This is a genomic window from Winogradskyella flava, assembly GCF_014243395.1.
Lineage (GTDB): Bacteria > Bacteroidota > Bacteroidia > Flavobacteriales > Flavobacteriaceae > Winogradskyella > Winogradskyella flava.
In genome coordinates this window covers 1,466,342-1,484,594 of record NZ_JACLCP010000001.1, presented here as the reverse complement: position 1 = coordinate 1,484,594, position 18,253 = coordinate 1,466,342, and the positions used below count along the sequence as shown (strand labels likewise).

The 18,253-nt window shown below is 34.6% G+C and carries 12 protein-coding genes; 3 read left to right on the top strand and 9 right to left on the bottom strand.

The features are described from left to right. Positions 1-41: 41 nt before the first annotated feature. A complete protein-coding gene (locus H7F21_RS06395; RefSeq protein WP_185788365.1) occupies positions 42-1,292 on the bottom strand; it encodes an efflux RND transporter periplasmic adaptor subunit in 1,251 nt (416 codons plus the stop codon). A gap of 300 nt (positions 1,293-1,592) precedes the next feature. On the opposite strand from H7F21_RS06395, the gene H7F21_RS06390 reads away from it, so the two are divergent. Continuing rightward, a complete protein-coding gene (locus tag H7F21_RS06390) occupies positions 1,593-2,945 on the top strand; it encodes a sigma-54-dependent transcriptional regulator (RefSeq protein ID WP_185788364.1) in 1,353 nt (450 codons plus the stop codon). Continuing rightward, positions 2,935-4,278, top strand: coding sequence for a sensor histidine kinase (locus H7F21_RS06385; protein WP_185788363.1), 1,344 nt, complete (start codon positions 2,935-2,937; stop codon positions 4,276-4,278). The genes H7F21_RS06390 and H7F21_RS06385 overlap by 11 nt, the downstream gene beginning before the upstream one ends. Before the next feature lie 73 nt (positions 4,279-4,351). Here the strand turns inward: H7F21_RS06385 and H7F21_RS06380 are convergent, their stop codons facing one another. From H7F21_RS06380 to H7F21_RS06355, 6 genes are all read right to left on the bottom strand, one after another. Then, positions 4,352-5,485 carry a formylglycine-generating enzyme family protein gene (locus H7F21_RS06380; RefSeq protein ID WP_246431425.1) on the bottom strand — a complete coding sequence of 378 codons (1,134 nt, stop codon included), beginning with the start codon at positions 5,483-5,485 and terminating at the stop codon, positions 4,352-4,354. Between the two features lie 99 nt (positions 5,486-5,584). Then, a complete protein-coding gene (locus H7F21_RS06375; RefSeq protein ID WP_185788362.1) occupies positions 5,585-6,994 on the bottom strand; it encodes a purine-cytosine permease family protein in 1,410 nt (469 codons plus the stop codon). Between the two features lie 38 nt (positions 6,995-7,032). Continuing rightward, positions 7,033-8,181 carry an alpha-hydroxy acid oxidase gene (locus tag H7F21_RS06370; RefSeq protein ID WP_185788361.1) on the bottom strand — a complete coding sequence of 383 codons (1,149 nt, stop codon included), beginning with the start codon at positions 8,179-8,181 and terminating at the stop codon, positions 7,033-7,035. A gap of 29 nt (positions 8,182-8,210) precedes the next feature. Further along, on the bottom strand, positions 8,211-9,584 hold the full coding sequence (locus H7F21_RS06365) for an FGGY-family carbohydrate kinase (protein ID WP_185788360.1): 1,374 nt from the start codon (positions 9,582-9,584) through the stop codon (positions 8,211-8,213). Between the two features lie 9 nt (positions 9,585-9,593). After that, entirely contained in the window at positions 9,594-10,874 is a 1,281-nt protein-coding gene (locus tag H7F21_RS06360; protein ID WP_185788359.1) for a sugar isomerase, read from the bottom strand. Between the two features lie 91 nt (positions 10,875-10,965). Beyond that, positions 10,966-13,071 carry a bifunctional aldolase/short-chain dehydrogenase gene (locus tag H7F21_RS06355; RefSeq protein WP_185788358.1) on the bottom strand — a complete coding sequence of 702 codons (2,106 nt, stop codon included), beginning with the start codon at positions 13,069-13,071 and terminating at the stop codon, positions 10,966-10,968. 451 nt (positions 13,072-13,522) lie between these two features. Here H7F21_RS06355 and H7F21_RS06350 point away from each other — a divergent pair, with 451 nt between their 5' ends. After that, entirely contained in the window at positions 13,523-14,563 is a 1,041-nt protein-coding gene (locus H7F21_RS06350) for a GntR family transcriptional regulator (RefSeq protein WP_185788357.1), read from the top strand. A 30-nt stretch (positions 14,564-14,593) separates the two neighbouring features. Here H7F21_RS06350 and H7F21_RS06345 read toward each other — a convergent pair whose 3' ends face one another. After that, complete coding sequence (locus tag H7F21_RS06345; RefSeq protein ID WP_185788356.1) at positions 14,594-15,748, bottom strand: lactonase family protein; 1,155 nt, start codon at positions 15,746-15,748, stop codon at positions 14,594-14,596. A gap of 9 nt (positions 15,749-15,757) precedes the next feature. Next, positions 15,758-18,253 carry an endo-acting ulvan lysase-like protein gene (locus tag H7F21_RS06340; RefSeq protein WP_185788355.1) on the bottom strand — a complete coding sequence of 832 codons (2,496 nt, stop codon included), beginning with the start codon at positions 18,251-18,253 and terminating at the stop codon, positions 15,758-15,760.

The following is an 18,253-nucleotide window of genomic DNA, read 5'->3' as shown; positions in this document are numbered from 1 at the left end:
TTCTATTCCTATTAATTTTGACTATACCCAGCCTACCGCAGTTACTTTAAAATCAGCTCTTCAACATCACCGAAAGAATCATAACTCGATGTTACCACCTTATCTCCTGGATTGAGACCTTCAAGAACTTCATAATATTCTGTATTCTGACTTCCTAACCTCACGTCTACCTTATAAGCTGTAGAGCCATCTTCACTTACCTTAAACATCCAATTACCACCTGTCTTTTGAAAAAATCCGCCTTTCGCAACTAATAAGGCCTCTTTTTCTGCACTCAGTGCTACTCTAATTTGTAAATTCTGACCCCTTCTTATGCCTTCTGGTGTTTCTCCTTCAAATTTCATATCCACTTGAAAGCGTCCATTAGTAACCTGAGTAAAAACCTTTTTAATTACTAAAGTATAGGTCTTTCCATTTAATGTGAATGTACCTGTTTGACCGTTGTAAATTCTTGAGATATAATGTTCATCTATATCTACTCTAACTTTATAGCCACTTGTTACATCCACCTGTCCTAGGCGTGTTCCCTTAGTAATAGATTGGCCGATCTCAGCATCTAACGAGGTTAGTTGACCATCGATTGGTGCACGCACTACCAAGTCCCCCACTTTCTTTCGCATTAACTCCAAAGCACTTTGTGTTCTGGCATAAGAGTCTCTAGCTTGATTGATTTCAAGTTTAGAAGAAATAGAATCTTCTGAAAGTACTTGCTCAGCCAATTTCATACGCTCTTTTTGATAATTGTAGTCGTTCTCAGAAGATTCATAATCCATTCTTCCAATCGCGCCCTTATCATAAAGCCTTTTATTTAAATCGTAAACACGTTTTGCTTCAATAAGACTATTCTCTACATCTGTAAATTGATTCTGTCTATTAATGGTATTCTGACGTGCCGCATTCTGAGAAATCTGCATTTGCGTCAATAGATTATAAACCGAAGTTTCTTGATTGACTAAGCTAAGCTCCAAATCAGTATTTGATAATCTTAAAATTGGCTCTCCCTTTTTCATCATCGCACCGTCCTCTACAAACTTTTCTTCAACGCGACCGCCTTCTAGAGCATCTAGATAAATTGTCGTTATTGGAAGTACTATACCATTTACAGGAATATTCTCCTGAAATACATCTTTAGAAACAGTATGTATTGAAATTCGTTCTTTTTCTACATTTAACTTAGAACCACCTGATGTCTGAAGTATTACATAGACAATTAAAGCTATGATGGCTAAAATACCAGCGGCTAAACCTAGTTTTTTTGATGAGAATTTTTTCTTTTGAATTGGTACGTCCATTATTATTTTGTTTTGACATTTAATATATAGTGAAGATGATGCCAAAAACATATTTATCTAAATATCAGTTATTTACATTTTTATTCGAAAATAAAAGTGTCCGATTTTGATACAGTTTGTGTCCGAAAGTGTACAGTTATTAAGTGCTACGTAATTTTATTTTTTGATGCTTTTGAAGTCGAACTTAAAATCGTAATATTGTAATACTAAGCCTTGAAATAGCTTTTATGAACATTTTAAAGTAAAGGGTAAACTATTTCTTGGTAACCTTTCTACTAATTAAATCTCGATTATCGAGCAATGGTTTTAAAAAATGCTACCATATTAGTTGTTGATGATGATGCAGATGTCCTTACTGCATTACGATTGCTTCTTAAACCTTTGGTTAAAGATGTAGTAATAGAAAAGAATCCTAATAATATCAATTCGCATATCGAACGTAATGCCATTGATGTTGTCATTCTAGATATGAATTTTAGCGGATTGGTAAACACAGGTAACGAAGGTATTTTTTGGTTGAATAAAATCAGAAAGCTAAAGCCTGAAATTTCAGTTATTCTAATGACAGCTTATGCAGATATTGACTTAGCTATCAAAGGACTAAAAGAAGGAGCTTCTGACTTTCTAATGAAACCTTGGAAGAATGAAAAAATCATTGAAACCATTACCACAATTCTAAGGAATAAAAAAGCGAACACCGCTAAACAAGATAATTTCAAATCAAGTAATATTGAAATCATTGGAGATAGTGATGTCATGAATGATGTCTTTGTTAAGCTTAAAAAAGTAGCACCTACTGATGCCAATGTGCTTATCCTTGGTGAAAATGGTACAGGTAAAGATCTAATTGCCAGAGCACTTCATGATAATTCCAATAGAAAAGACAAACCATTTATAAAAGTTGATGTTGGCGCACTAACATCATCGCTTTTTGAAAGCGAACTCTTTGGTTACAAAAAAGGTGCCTTTACTGATGCTAGAGAAGATAGGAAAGGACGTTTTGAAGCTGCTAACGGTGGTACGCTCTTCCTAGATGAAATTGGTAACATTACTTTAGGGCAACAAGTAAGGTTACTTACTGTTTTGCAGAATAGGCAAGTTACACCTTTGGGCTCAAATGAACCCATTCCCATAGATATAAGACTAATTTGCGCTACTAATGTAGATCCTAAGGTTCTAGCTGATGAAAAAAAATTCAGGAAAGACCTCATCTATAGAATTAATACTGTTGACATTATTATTCCTCCTTTAAGAGAACGCGGAACAGACATTACTGAATTGTCTCATCATTTTGTTGCATTGTATGCAGAGAAATACAATAAGACTTCTTTTTCTTTTGATTCAGGATTTATTTCAAAACTTAAAAAGCATGATTTCCCTGGTAATGTTCGCGAATTACAATATGTACTCGAGCGCGCTGTAATTATGACTGATGGCATTATTTTAAAACCAGAAGATTTAGTATTCTCTTCAATTGAGCGTTCTCCAACATCTAAAAATATTGAAACCACTAGTTTAAACTTAGATGATATAGAAAAGAATGCCATCTTAACTGTGTTAGAAAAACATAAAGGAAATGTCTCTAAATCTGCTAAAGAATTAGGAATTACAAGAGCTGCACTCTACAGACGATTAGATAAATATGAACTTTAAAGGTTACATTCTTAGATTATTCTTTAGAATTCTACTCCTCGTAAGTTCTATTCTTGGATTAGTATATCTCATATACAAAGATAAAACCGCTTATGCCGTAATTGCTGGTATCGCGATAGTTTACCTTTTTATTAATACCTATACATTTGTAAAACGCCGTTTTGTCGCCATGGACGATTTTTTTGAAGCGGTAAAATATCGTGACTTTTCAAGATGGTTCCCAGAAGACAGGGGCCCAAAGGATATTAGGTTTTTATATACAGGCTTCAATGAAATTAACCGAACCATAAAGGAAATTAATTCCAAGAATGAGGCACAATACGTCTATCTTCAGAAGATTCTGGAAATGGTAGATATTGGCATTATTGCCTATAATATAGAGTCAGGTGATGTTCTTTGGAGCAATGATTCTTTTAGTGAGATTTTGGATATGCCCTCTTTCAAAAACATCCATTTTGTTGAAAGTAGAAAACCGGAATTGTTTAATACTGTTTTTGAAACCTACCATAGAGAACCAAATTCTATATCTATTGCTTTACAAAATGAGAGTATTAAAATATTAATTTCAGACACTGTATTTCAAGTTGATGATGATGCCTTTAAGCTAATCGTTATTCAAGATATAGATAATACCTTAAACAAGAATGAGTCTGAATCTTGGAAGAAATTATTAAGTGTAATGACGCATGAAATTATGAATTCCATTGCGCCAATTTCATCATTGGCAGACACCCTTCAATCCAACCTTCAGCAAGCTATAGAACAACCTAATAACAACACGTTGGAACTAGACGACTTAAACGCTGGGATTAAAACCATTAAGAATCGTAGTGAGGGCTTGTTAAAATTCGCAAAAACCTATCGTAGCTTAAGTAAAGTAACAAACTTAAATCTGCAACGTGTAAAGGTCTCTGAATTATTCAATAACATTAAGTTATTAATGGCACCATCCATAAAGGCAAAAAATATAGATATTGAGTTTAAGGTTTCTGGTCCAAAATTAGCTTTAGATATAGACACACATCTTATTGAACAAGTGTTAATCAACCTCATACTTAATGCCGTTGATGCTTGTAAGCACAAAGTTGATGCTCAAATAAAAGTCTTAGCTTCTCAAAACCCAAATAGAGACATTGTAATCAAAGTTTATGACAATGGCTCAGGTATCCCTCAAAATATTCTTGAGAATATATTTGTACCATTCTTTACAAGTAAAGCCACAGGAAGCGGCATTGGCTTAAGTCTTTGCAAACAAATAATGTTACTTCATAAAGGACGAATACTTGTTAAAAGTGTTGAGGATGAAGGTTCTGTATTTAGTTTGGTGTTTTAAAATGAAAAAACAGAGTCTTAAAACAAATGTCCCAAATTATTTTACAAAAAAAGCCAAACATCGCTTTTAAGTCTTACTCTCCCAATAACATTTCGGGTGTAACTACAGTTCTAAAACCAATATGTTCTGCAGAAGAATCATTGGCGTTCCCCATTCTTGAAGATACCCTATAACTCGCACAATAAGAATCACTGCATAAAAAAGACCCTCCTTTAATTACTCTTTCTTTAGAATAGGGGTTGTTTGGGTTATATGGATTGTTTGCCCCTGTAGGATTTATAGACGTTTTATTTTTAGAAGCTAACTGACTATAATAGTTCAAGTTGTAATAATCTGTTGTAATCTCCCAAACATTGCCTGCCATATCATACAAACCAAAGGTATTTGGCGGGTATGACTTTACAGGTGCTGTTCTTTCATACCCATCTTCTAAGGTATTATTCACAGGGAATTCTCCCTCCCAACTATTTACATTTTGAGACAAAACATCTTGAGTATCTCCCCAAAAAAAGATAGTATTCTCCTTACCGCCTCTTGCTGCATATTCCCATTCTGCCTCTGTCGGTAATCTTCTCTCAGCCCATTTGCAGTAGGCTTGAGCATCTTCATATGCAATGTGAACTACAGGATGATCATCTTTTCCATTTATATCGGAATCTGGGCCACTAGGATGTCTCCAATTCGCACCAATCTTCCATTTCCACCATTGTGAAAAATCATATAAATTAGGAACAGACTCTTTCGTTTTCTTAAAAATAAGAGATCCGGGTTGCATAATAGAATCATGAGGTTTCGGTGTTCCTTCTGGTAATTGTTTTTTCAATTCCTCCCATTCAATCTCACTTTCTGAAACTGTTATGTACCCTGTTTCATTTACAAATTCCGAAAATTGAGCGTTGGTAACTTCTGTAATATCCATAAAAAAACCATCAACTGTAACTTGATGTTGCGGCTTTTCATGTTGCATGGCCATCTTATCGTGAGATACAGCTCCTTGCATAAATGTTCCTTTCGGAATCCAAACAAGACCCTCTGGAGGATTACTGATAAGACTATCAAGTATTTTTTGTGATATAACAACTTCCCGTTCAGGTATGGGTATGGTTGCCTTTGAATTACTTTTAGATTCAATTCCAGGTTCATTTTTACAACCTAAAGCCATGAAGAAACAAATAGTAATTACAAGGACGTGTTTAATAGTTTTCATTGTGGATATTCTAAACTAAAGTTTACCTGACTTTCAAAATTAATATATTGTCAACGATTAGTTAGAAAATTATAACAACTTTATAATTGCGCCACTTTACTAAATCCGTTTTTGAAAATACTTACTGAAAATCAAGAATAATAAACCACATAGCAACCAAGCTGGAAGCGTTACAAAAGATAAAAAGACACCAAATTGAACAGATATAAAGTAAAACAATCCAAAGCTTATTGCCCAAGCCAAGAACACAGATTTGTTAAATGCTAAGTTAGCAGCTTCCGCATAATTCTTTACAATGCCCACCTTTTTATGGAAAAAGTGCTCAAATACTATAATAGCACCAAATGGCGCCAATATAAATCCATACAGGGCCACAAAACCTAATAACTTCATTGCAAATGCTGGGAATAAACCAGCAATCGTTGCTATTGTTCCTGCTATTATGGTCACCCAAAAGGTTGACACTTTAGGTATAATAGCTTGAAACGCCAAACCTGCTCTATAAATAGTTGGGTTAGCAGTAGTCCATCCTGCCAATACAACAGCGATAATTCCAAAAACACCTATAGCATTATGAGCCAATGGCCCTGGTGCTACCGGAGGTGCCTCGCCATTACTTAAAAAAGCTTGTGCCTCTGGTGACTTTAAATACACCGCATATAATAATGCCGCTGCAATCCAAGCCATATAATGTCCTACATACATACCTGCTGCAGTCGTCCATCCAGAACTTTTCTTCTTAGCAAACCTAAACACAGACAAATCTGACATACCTACATGCATGGCTGCATTGGCAAACCAAGACCAGATTACAACATGCCAGAATGTAAATTTTATTTGCCCAGGAAAAGGCTCTGATCCTTCACCCCAAATATCCCAAAACTCTGAAAAACTATTAACACCTAATTGACCCAAAGCAACCACTCCACACGCAACGAAAGCCAATACTATTAACGGCGACATCCAGTTGGCAGCTTTAGATACGGTGTCATAACCTTTCGAAGCAATTAATGAAATGACCGCTCCTATTATTATAACAATTATTATCCATGTAGGACCATTGGGTGTAGTATCCGTAAGTTTAGGCATTTCCATATCAAAAGGAATACCTACTGCCGTCGCAGAGACCGTAATCATGGCACCAGCAAGGAAACAAAATAATATTCCATTGGCTAGATTATAACCTATAACCAATTTTTTTCCGCAGATTTTTTCTAATTGGTAGTAAAGCGTCAGTCTATTCTTTACAGCGATTTCTGCTGTTAGAAACCTCCAGCTTAAGACCGCTAATAAATTACCTAATAACAAACCAATAATTAAATCAAAAGCACTAACACCAGCAGTCAGAAACAAAGGTCCAATCATAAATTCGGTTCCAGCAGCATGTTCTCCTGCATACATACCCAAAAAGCTTTTCCAACTTTTAAGTTTTGATTGTGGTACTGGTGTTCTTTCAAATTCACCTCCGGCTATTTCTTCGATGTCTTCTTCTATATTGAATTGGCTCATATAATTTAGTTTTAGTTAGTTGTTAGTTTGGATATAGCTTATTCTATTAAGTGATCCGGAAAATCTGTTGTACTCTCGCAACATAATTGCTCCATGACTTGTTGTAATTCTGTCTTTAATAATGAAATCGTATGGTCTCCACCTTTTTTACCTAGAGCTGAAACTCCATACATAAATGAACGCCCCATAAATGTAAACTTAGCACCGCTTGCCATTGCTCTAGCCACGTCAGGACCTGAACGAATACCACTATCCATCATCACTTCTATTTTATCACCGTATTTTTCGGCAATAGTCGTTAACGGTTTAATGGTAGATTGTCCTGCATCTAATTGACGCCCGCCATGGTTAGATACTATAATACCATCAATTCCTAATCGTATTGCTTCTTCAGTATCATACTCAGAAGCCACACCTTTTAGAACCAATTTTCCTTTCCACATATCTCGGATAGGTTTTATTTTTTCTTCATTTAATCGTCCGCTAAAGGTTTGATCCATAAACTTACCCAATTGTTTTAAATCGAGATCTTTTGGCATATAAGGTTTTAAGACCTCAAAATTGGGAATTCCATATTTTAAGGTTTGCAAACTCCAATGTGGACGTCCAAATGCTTGCAAAATATTCGTTAAATTCATTTTAGGAGGCATTGCCAAACCATTTCTTATATCTCTTGGTCTAAACCCAAACGTAGGAACATCACATAGAATAACCAAAACAGGGCATTCTGCAACTTCTGCGCGTTTGATAATATCATCTCTCAATCTGTTTTCGGTTGGATGATACAGTTGAAACCATGCTCTTCCTTCTGTTAATTCACTAGCACGTTCGATACTAGTTGTAGTAACCGTACTGAGAATAAATGGAATATTATGCTCGAAAGCGGCTTTAGCCAAAATCTCTGGAGAATTCGGCCACATAAGTCCTTGCAATCCTACTGGTGCTATACCGAAAGGAGCATCGTATTCAATACCAAATAATTTAGTTTTTAAGGAAGATCCATGGTGTTTTCTTAAATAATTTGGTTTAAGCTGCACTTCTCTTATCTCGGCGGTGTTTCTGATCAAATTAACATCTTCATTACAGCCACCATCTAAATATTCAAAAGCAAATTTTGGGATTTTCTTTTGTGCTCTTGTCCGTAGATCATCTATGGATGGATATCTTGTATCAAACTTTAAGGCCATATTACTTATAATTTTAATTTCTTATACCTTTAACTTACTATAAATGGTACGTGTTTTTTCAGAGCGTAATTCTTTTTCAAAAATTTCGAGTTTAATGCCGTGTCTGAAATTGAGATAGCAGCGCCTAATGCCGAGCCCAATGATGCATCTGTGGTTCTTAATTTCTTATCTCTAAAATAGTGAGATAGTAGCTTGATATATAGATCATTATCACTAAATCCACCATCAACGTAAAGCCTAGAAATAGTATCATTTCCAATAGCCTTTTTAATACATTTAATTTGCAACAATACTAATTCCGTCATCAATTGATGATAAGCATGTTCGTATTTATGATAAGAGTAATACGTTATACTCGGCATATCATCATCTTCAATACTTTCCCATTTAAAAGATGGTGTGAAGTCTTGCATAATTTCAAAGTAGGTATCATAATCAAAACTGACAGTTCGATGGTAGTCTTCATCTACTCCAAAAACTTCGTTTAGTTTTTCAACCTGTATTTTATATTCATTTCCCAAAAACAACCTTGAAGCCTTAACTGGTTTTCCATTGATACGCATATAGTTAATGCTGTTCTTGTCTGTAAGGTCTTCGGAAATAGGCTTTTCGGTGAATGGATTAAATGCTATACTCCATGTGCCAGTTGAAATGAGAACAAATTTTTTCTTTAAACTTCTAACATAAGGAAGAAGTGCTGCAGAACTATCATGTATACCAACACCAATTTTAATCCGATTACCGTTGTAGTTCATATTAATACTTGTCTCGGTAGACACTATAGGCGGTAAAATCTCATCGATACCTTCTTTATAAACCCAACTATGATAATCTCGTTTTCCATAATCCCAAAGAGCGGTGTGACAGCCTATACTAGTATATTCGCTAACAGGAATACCACTGAAAATGTAACTTAGATACTGTGGTAAGTGCAAAGAATATTTAATCTTTGCAAATATGTCTGGTTTCGTTTTTTTTATCCAATACAATTGCAATCCAGAATTTAGCATACTTAAATCTGCACATCCTGTATTTTTGAGAAATTTTTCCTTTGGTCCATAAGTCTTAAAGAAAGATGAAATAATTTGTTCTGGTAATTGTTTGGTATAATTATAAAGCGGTGTTAGCGGATTACCTTCCTTATCAATATGAACAAAACTAGCACCATAAGTTGAAAAATTAATGGCTTTGACTTCAAACTCATCTGCAGTTAGGATTCTATTAAAAACTTCTTTTAGCCATTTTTGTAATGCTGAAAGATTTTCTGTTGGATGACCATCTTCATCAACAATTTCATCGAAAGAAATATACTCTTTATGAACCTCTTGGAAATTCTTATCAAATAAGAAAAACTTTTTATTTGTTTTACCAATATCAAAAACAGCTGTGACCTTTGTTTTCATAGTATATGACTAAAGCCCTGTTGCAATGGTGTTTTTCCCTCTTTCTTTTATAAGCTGACCTCTTACATCCAACCTTCTATAAGAGTCTATTGGACTTATAGCACCTCCTGTATTTAAACGTGCTTTTTCAAGTAATGGTCTAACATCTGTTCTGTAGGCACCTTGTAAAATTTCCTGGCATTTCACAACATCATTGTTTGCTTGGGCTGCTTTCAAAGCTTCTTGGTCTATAAGTAATGCTTTGGCGTAAGCTTCTTGAATAGCTTCTAAAGATTGAATTAAATCTTCCAATGGATCTTTTACATTATGGCTAGCATCAATCATCCAAGCCAAATCAGGATTTTGTGGGTTGTTCTGCATGCCATAAACCAATTCATTAAAAATTAAGAATAAGGCATAAGGCTTAATGCTACCAACGGTTAAATCGTCATCGCCATATTTACTATCATTAAAATGAAATCCTCCAAGTTTACCCTTAAGTTGTAATATGGCTACGATTTGTTCAATGTTCGAATTTGGTAAATGATGTCCTAAATCCACTAACGTGTAGGCTTTATCACCACAACCATTTGCTAACATTAAAGACGCTCCCCAATCTTGTATTACCGTACTGTAAAAGTTTGGCTCGTATGGCTTATATTCAATAAGCATGGACCAGTCATTTGGTAAACCTTTGTAAATATCTTTTAAACTATCCTGTGTATTCTGAAAAGCTGTCTGAAAGTTATTTTGGCCTGGAAAACAAGACCCATCTGCTAGCCAAACTGTTAAGCATTTAGAACCTAATTTATTGCCAATATTAATGACGTCCAAGTTATGCTGAATTGCTTGTTCTCTAACAGCACTGCTAATGTTACTCAATGAACCGTACTTATAGCTTTCCTTTGCATCTGTTTGATCCTGAAACGTATTTGAGTTAACGGCATCAAATTTTATATGCAAAGCATCTGCTTTTTCTTTAATCGCCTTATAGTCTGAAGGGATATCCCAGGGAATGTGCAAGGAGACCGCTCCTGCTGTTTGGGTCAGACTATGCAATATGCCAACATCTTCTATTTTTTGTTCAAGATTTGACGGTTCTCCGTAAAATGAAAAACGTCCAAAACGCGTACCTCCTGCTCCTAATGCCCAACTTGGGATAGCCACTTGAAATTCCGATAATTTTGAAACAATATTAGAAATATTGTGACCTTTTTTGGATAACTTATTTGCTAGGAAATCAAAACTTTCTGAGTGTTCTTCAAGCTTATTTCTATTTGAATCTTGGATGTGATCATTATTTATTATCATTTGAAACTTTTTTCTGAATTAGAAAGAGACTCCCATAAACTTAACTAAAATTTATGGGAGTTTTCATTAACTAAACTAAACTAATCAAATATTATCTTACAAAGGCATTTGCCATCCCACCATCAACATTTAAAATGTTTCCTGTTGATTTATCGAGTAATCCAACAAAAGAGAATACTCCATTGGCAATATCATCTGGTGTGATAATTTCGTTTAGTAGATTCCTTTTTGCGTAAAAGGCAGGTAATTCTTCAACCGTAATTCCGTTGGCCTTTGCTCTACCTTCGGCCCAAGCACCTTCCCATATTTTACTGCCCACAATAACACCATCTGGATTTACGGTATTTACCCTTACTTTATCTTTTGCTAATTCTGCAGCTAACAAACGTACCATGTGCTGTTGGGCTGCTTTGGCAGTGCCATAAGCAACATTATTTGGACCTGCAACTAATCCATTTTTACTTGCTATTGCTATATAATCTCCGCCTAATCCCTGTTTGCGAGTTATTGCGGAGAATTGTTTTGCTAAATCAAACTGACCTTTTACTAATATACTTTGTAAGATGTTCCAATCTTTATCCGTTGTATCTAATAAAGGTTTTGAAATTGCTAATCCGGCACTATGAACAACGATATCTACACCTCCAAACTCAATAATGGCTTTTTTGTAAGCACTTTCAATAGATTCAGTATTAGTAACGTCACAGGTTGCATAAGTGGATACATCTCTTGCATAAGTTCCGTTGGCCTCTTCAAGTGCATCTTCGTTAATATCTGTTAGTACTACGTTTGCACCTTCAGCAGCAAGTTTATCCGCAATTGCCTTACCTATGCCTCCTCCTGCTCCTGTAATCAAAGCCACTCTACGAGATAATGGTTTTTCTTTTGGCATACGTTGTAACTTTGCTTCTTCCAATAACCAATATTCTATATCAAAAGCCTCTTGTCTTGGTAAAGACGTATATTCTGTTATAGCTTCCGCACCGCGCATTACGTTAATGGCGTTTATGTAAAATTCACTCGCTACACGTGTGGTTTGTTTGTTTTTAGCGAAACTGAACATGCCCACACCAGGATAAATTATTATTACTGGATTTGCATCACGCATGGCTGGACTGTTATCCCTTTTACAAGTGTTATAATAGTCTGCATATTCTTGTCTATAGGCTTCAAATGCTGGCTCTAACTTTTTTAAAATAGCGTCGGCATCCGATAAATCCTCGTTTTTATCTAGACTTAAAACCAAAGGCTGGATTTTTGTTCTTAAAAAATGATCTGGACAAGATGTACCCATTGGCGCCAATCGTTCCAGATCATTGCTATTAATATATTCCATTACCACATCTGTATCAGAGAAGTGACCTATCATTCTATTTTCAGAAGAACATAGCCCTCGTAAAAGCGGCATAATTTGAGCTGCTTTTTCTAGACGATCTGCCTTTGGAAGACTTTCTATTTTTTGTCCACCAAAAACTAAACCTTTCTCTTTAATCTTTTTATCTATATACTCTGAAGCCATCTCAATAACTTCTAAACTATTCATATAGCACTCGTATGATGTGTCTCCCCATGTAAATAAGCCATGACTCCCCAACACAATGCCTCTAATACCTGGGTTATCTGCCAGACATTTTTCCAATTGAAGTCCTAAATCAAATCCTGGTCGTTGCCAAGGGACCCAACCCATAGTGTCTCCCCAAATTTCTTTGGTAACTTGCTCACTATCTTTAGCGGCAGCAACCGCAATTAATGCATCTGGATGCAGATGATCTATATGAGCAAATGGTAACAAACCATGAAGTGGTGTATCTATTGAAGGCGCTTTACTGTCTAAATCATAAATACAATGATTGAATAATCCAACCATACGATCTTCATCATGCAACCCTTGGTATACATTTTTTAAATCACGCAGTCTTTTAGTATATAAACCAGCTATTCCCGATCTTTTTAAAGTTCCAATATCACCACCAGAGCCCTTAACCCACATTACTTCAACGTCTTCATTGGTTAATGGATCAGTTTCAATAGTTTTGCAGCTTGTATTTCCACCTCCATAATTAGTAATCCTTAAATCGGCACCTAATATATTTGAACGATATAAAAATAAATCTACTTGGTTATCACCTAAAGCAAGTGCTTTTGATTCGTCCCATAGATAATCTACGTATTTAAAATTTTTCGTAATTGTCTTCATAAAAAGTGTTAAAATAAATTCTTTAACCAAATATATATTTCATAAAAAGCTTTTCTATCCTGTACTGTACCGTAATGAGAAGATAAGTTCATTAAAATATATATTTTTAAATGTGAAAATCAATAGAAACCCAAATCCATAGACACTTACGGAAGACCTATCGTGTAATAAAGACTCAAACAACTTAATATATCAATAGCATAAAGTTGGGCCTCCATAAAATTCAAATCCAAAATTTGATGTTATGAAATTTAAAAACACAAAACTTCAAGCATCTTGTGCGAGAACTCTTGCCGTTATAAATCCCATATTATCTAGAGGATTACGAGCTAAAAATACTTTTGTATTGAAATACATTAAAGGCCTTTTTATAGTAAAGAATTATTAACTTGCTATATTTGTGATTAGTTAAACAAAACTTTCAACCTTTAAATTCTGTTTTATTTTGGACATGATGAAATTTATAAATATTGATGACGAATCTAGGGTACCTAAATACCAGCAGATTATAGATTCGATTATTCATAATATTTCGGAGGAGAATCTGACAATGGGTCAAAAAATTCCCTCAATAAACATGTTTAGTGAAGAATTTTATCTATCTAGAGATACTGTTGAAAAAGCATACAGCATTTTAAAAGAACGCAATATCATAAACGCCATTCGTGGTAAAGGTTATTACATCAACCGAACAAAATTAATTTCCAAAATAAACATCCTGTTTTTGGTTAATAAATTAAGTTCTTATAAGCTGAGAACATACAATTCCTTTATTAATAGCATTGGCGCAAATTCTCATACAGATCTTATCATCTATCATTGTGACGAATCGTTATTTTTAAATTTGTTGGATAAAAATAAATCGGCTTACGACTATTATGTCATTATGCCTCATTTTAAAACTGACGATCTGAAGCACGTAAGTTTTACAGATAAAGCCATTAAGGCCATTAAACAACTTCCGCAAAACAAACTAGTCATATTAGATAATTATAAACCTGAAATGGGTGGAAATCATGTAGAAATCTATCAGGATTTTGAAAATGACATTTACAATGCGTTAAAAGAAGGTATCTCTAAAATCAAGAGATATAAAAAAATTATGTTGGTCTACCCAGAAAAAGCTGTCTACCCTTATCCTAGAAGAATTCTTCACGGATTTAGAAAATTCTGTGTAGAATTCAAACTTGATTTTGAGATTCTTGATAAGGTATTTGACGATATGATTATAAAAAAGGGCGATTTATTTATAACCATTGAAGAATCTGACTTGGTTAATTTAGTGAAACAGGCTAAAGAAGATGAATTTGTATTAGGTGAAGATATCGGTATCATTTCTTATAACGATACACCATTAAAAGATTTGTTAGGAATTACGGTTATATCTACTGATTTTAAAATCATGGGCGAAACGACTGCTGATATGATTTTAAACAATAAAAAGGGTCGCGTAAAAGTTCCCTTTAACCTAATTGAAAGAGATTCCCATTAATAGATTCTTCATTACACTCACCCCACAAAATTATAAACTAACGTCATAAGTTCTCATCTGCAAACTTGAAGGGTTTTTAACAACTATCTCCTGATTCAGTTTGCTTAGCTTTCCTGTTTTAATGTCACGTCGAAAGACTATAATATTATTGGTAAACTGATTCGCAACCAATAAAAATTCTCCAGAGGGGTCTATGGCAAAGTTTCTTGGGTGTTCTCCATAAGTTCGTTCATGCTCAATTAAAGTAAGAGTTCCATTTTCTGGATTGATAGAAAATATTGAAATACTATCTTCTTCTGGGCCACGATTTGAGGCGTATAAAAATTTACCATCTGGAGAGATATGCACGTCTGCTGCCCTATAAATATTCTGATGCTTTTGATAAGATTGATAATCTTCAACATATTCCAAATCCCCATTCCGAAAATTGAAAGCTGTTAATTTTCCACTTAATTCGGCAATGCTATATCCAAATTTACCGTTTGGGTGAAACGCAAAATGCCTAGGTCCACTTCCTGGTTTCATTTTAATTTGGTTTTCATTATTTAGTAATGAATCCTTTGTATTACTATTAAAACTAAACCCTCTTATTTTATCGGCACCAAGGTCATGGGCAAATAAAAATTCATTATCAGGTGAAAAATTTGAAGAATGTATATGCGATGCTTCCTGTCTTTCTTTAATGACACTACTATCCTTAAATCTTAAAACTTGAGAATGTGGTTTAAGACTTCCATCCTTATTAATTTTGAATAAACTCAAACTGCCATCAGAATATTGAGAACTTGCTAAAAACTTCCCTGTTTTATCGATGTCGATATGCGCAGGATTTAAGCCACCACAATCTTGTATATTTATTAAGTCAAGTTTTCCATTTATAGAATCCACAACAAAGGCGGCTATTTTCCCATGATATGGCATTTGACTATCCATAACAGAATACAAGTACTTACCATTGTTAGATAATTTTAAAAAGGATGTATTGGTAACACTATCTAGCGTAAATTTTAAAGAAGCTTCACCTGTTTCATTGTTAAACTCAAAAACATGGATACCTTCTCCTGGTTTTTTATCCGTAAAGCTACCTACAAAGAGTAAAGTTGTTTCTTTTTTTGACTGACAACCAACAAGTAATAAAAAGACTAAGATTAGCGATAAGCATTTCAATATTTTATTTAGCTGCATAAGCTTTGGTTAATAGGCCTTGTAATAGGTTTTACTGGCATCCGTTTGTATGATTTCATTTTTATAAATGAGCTTGTCTCCTTCTCCAATGTAAATGCTATGCAAACTTTTATTTTCATTCAAAGAAATTACAGCAAAAGTGCCTTGAAAGTAAATACCTAATGCTTCATCTTGAAATATGTCATTTTTCGACTGTGTAATGACATATTGAATCAATTTTTCGGTCGGTGTATTACTAATAATCTTCAATCCTTTATAAAGACCGTTTTCTTCTAATTTTTCAACGGATTGTATTGTAGCCTTTTCGTTTTCATTAAAAGGTTCAAAAACCACAACAAAAGGATTTTTCCAAGCTTCACCTTTATTACGAATTACCAATGTTGGTGTTGGCAAATCGTCATAAGGTTTTGGTGACTCAAAAGTTGTAGGCGCTTTTACTTTGGTATATTCCCTATTTTCAAAACCTGGAATATGAAGTTGCATAAACACGCTTCCCGTACTTAACTTTTTTGTAGTAAATGTCGCCTTAACATCCTTGTCATAGGCTTGTGAGGATTTTACATTTTTAAAAAAATGCCATCCAGGGTTTCGATAGACTTTATTATGCCTCCATTTACCATTGGCATTTGCCATATAGCGCTTTGGTGTTTTTTTGAAATTCAGATCTTTAGTTTCAAACACCAATTTATCACCAATATTATGATATAAATAGTCGTGATATTCATCTGGAAGCTTTGATTTTGAACGAAATACATCTACATAATAGCCTGTGGTTGGTGATGTCCGTATGAGTGCTAATGTACGCTCTTGAACTGCTTCTGCTTTATCTCCCTTATTATCTTCGAAACTGGTTTGACTAAAAGAATGGAATGGTGAGACTGCTTCTTCACCTACTTTAGGTTCCATAGAAATAAGTTGAACCGTGTTTATTCCTAGATTGACCCATCCACCTTCACCTTGAGAACTTCCATTAACGATAACCGTATTGTGGGCAGCAAATAGTCTTGAATAATTTTCATGCAGGTCTTTTCCATAGCGGTTTCTACCATGGTCAACACCTAATACCTGACCTTCTCCATACAATTCAATATTCATACCTTCAGCATGGCCATGAACCATGTGAGCACCTCCCACAAAACCCATTAAGCCATCTTTTGGGTCATTTGTACTACTAAAGTTACGTTGTAATACAATACCTGCATGATATACTCTATCGGTTCTAGGTAAATCTATCTTAGCGACTTCTTCACTCATATCATTATTGTACCAAAACAAAGCTTCGAGGTTTTTTCTGTGGTATTTACCTTTAGTCATAGCGCGTTTAATGAGCGGTGCAAATTTATCTTCCAACTCTGGTAAACTATCCATTTGTGCCAATACAAAAGCATTTTCATAAGCTTCGTATGGTGCATGTGCTTTTCTATGTCCATCTCCCCATCTCACAATCTCATTATTTGGAAAAACAAAATAGTCGAGCCTTGGCAGTGCGAATAATATGTTTTGATATTTTTTGCCCAACTCTAAAGATGGATTATACTTATTCACCACCAATAATAATTTTGCTAAAATCGCGGTAGAATGATTTAAATACTGTGAGGTCTCGGGCCAAATATCCCCTTTGTTTTTATACTTTTTATACATGACGTTGAGTCCGTCTTGATTGTCAGTGTTTTCAGTTAGGAAATAGGATAATAATGTTTCACGCTCTTTTTCGTCATCCATAGCCAAAGCATTATATACCAAACTTGGAGATTCCAAAACTGAATGATTTGAACCTGTTTGTCCATAATTTATGGTAATATCTGCATAGGTTCTGCATACATCCTGAAGTTCATCTACAGGAAAATCTACTTTTTTGTTTTTGATGATATCAAATGCTTGTCCACCGTTTTTAAGGTAAGACGCCGTAAAATCATAAATCAAAGGCACTTTATAACCTAAAACACGTACTTCTCTAAAACCATCATACGGAAACAACCAACCGCCTCGACCATGCCAATCTGAAAGTTGAGATTTTTGAACTGATTTTGCGAAAGCATATAAAATACTACTTGCTACATAGGCGTATTTTTCGTCTTGAGTTAGATAATACATCATGCCACAGTCTAAAGCAACTTGCAGATATTTAATCAATAACTCCATGTTTTTCTTCTCGGCGTCTGTTGCATTATCAAGATTTTTTTGAACACCATTTTCGACATGATAGGTTTTATAAAATGGTGGGAAGCTATTTTTTTGACCTTCGGACCAATTGAATGGTAGCTTTTCTAAATAGGTCTTTGGATTTTTAATAAAGGATTTAACTTGAACATCTGCTTTTCCTTTTAATTCTTTAAAGATGTCTTTTGCCCAATCTTGAGTCTCTATTTTTTCAAGAACTTGATTCCGCTCTTCGGCCGTCACTAAAATAAAAGGGCGTTCTTTAGTCTGACTACTCATTTTAAAAGTAATGAGTATCAGTATTACTATAAACCTGATATTTAGGGTTAAATATTTAAATTTCAT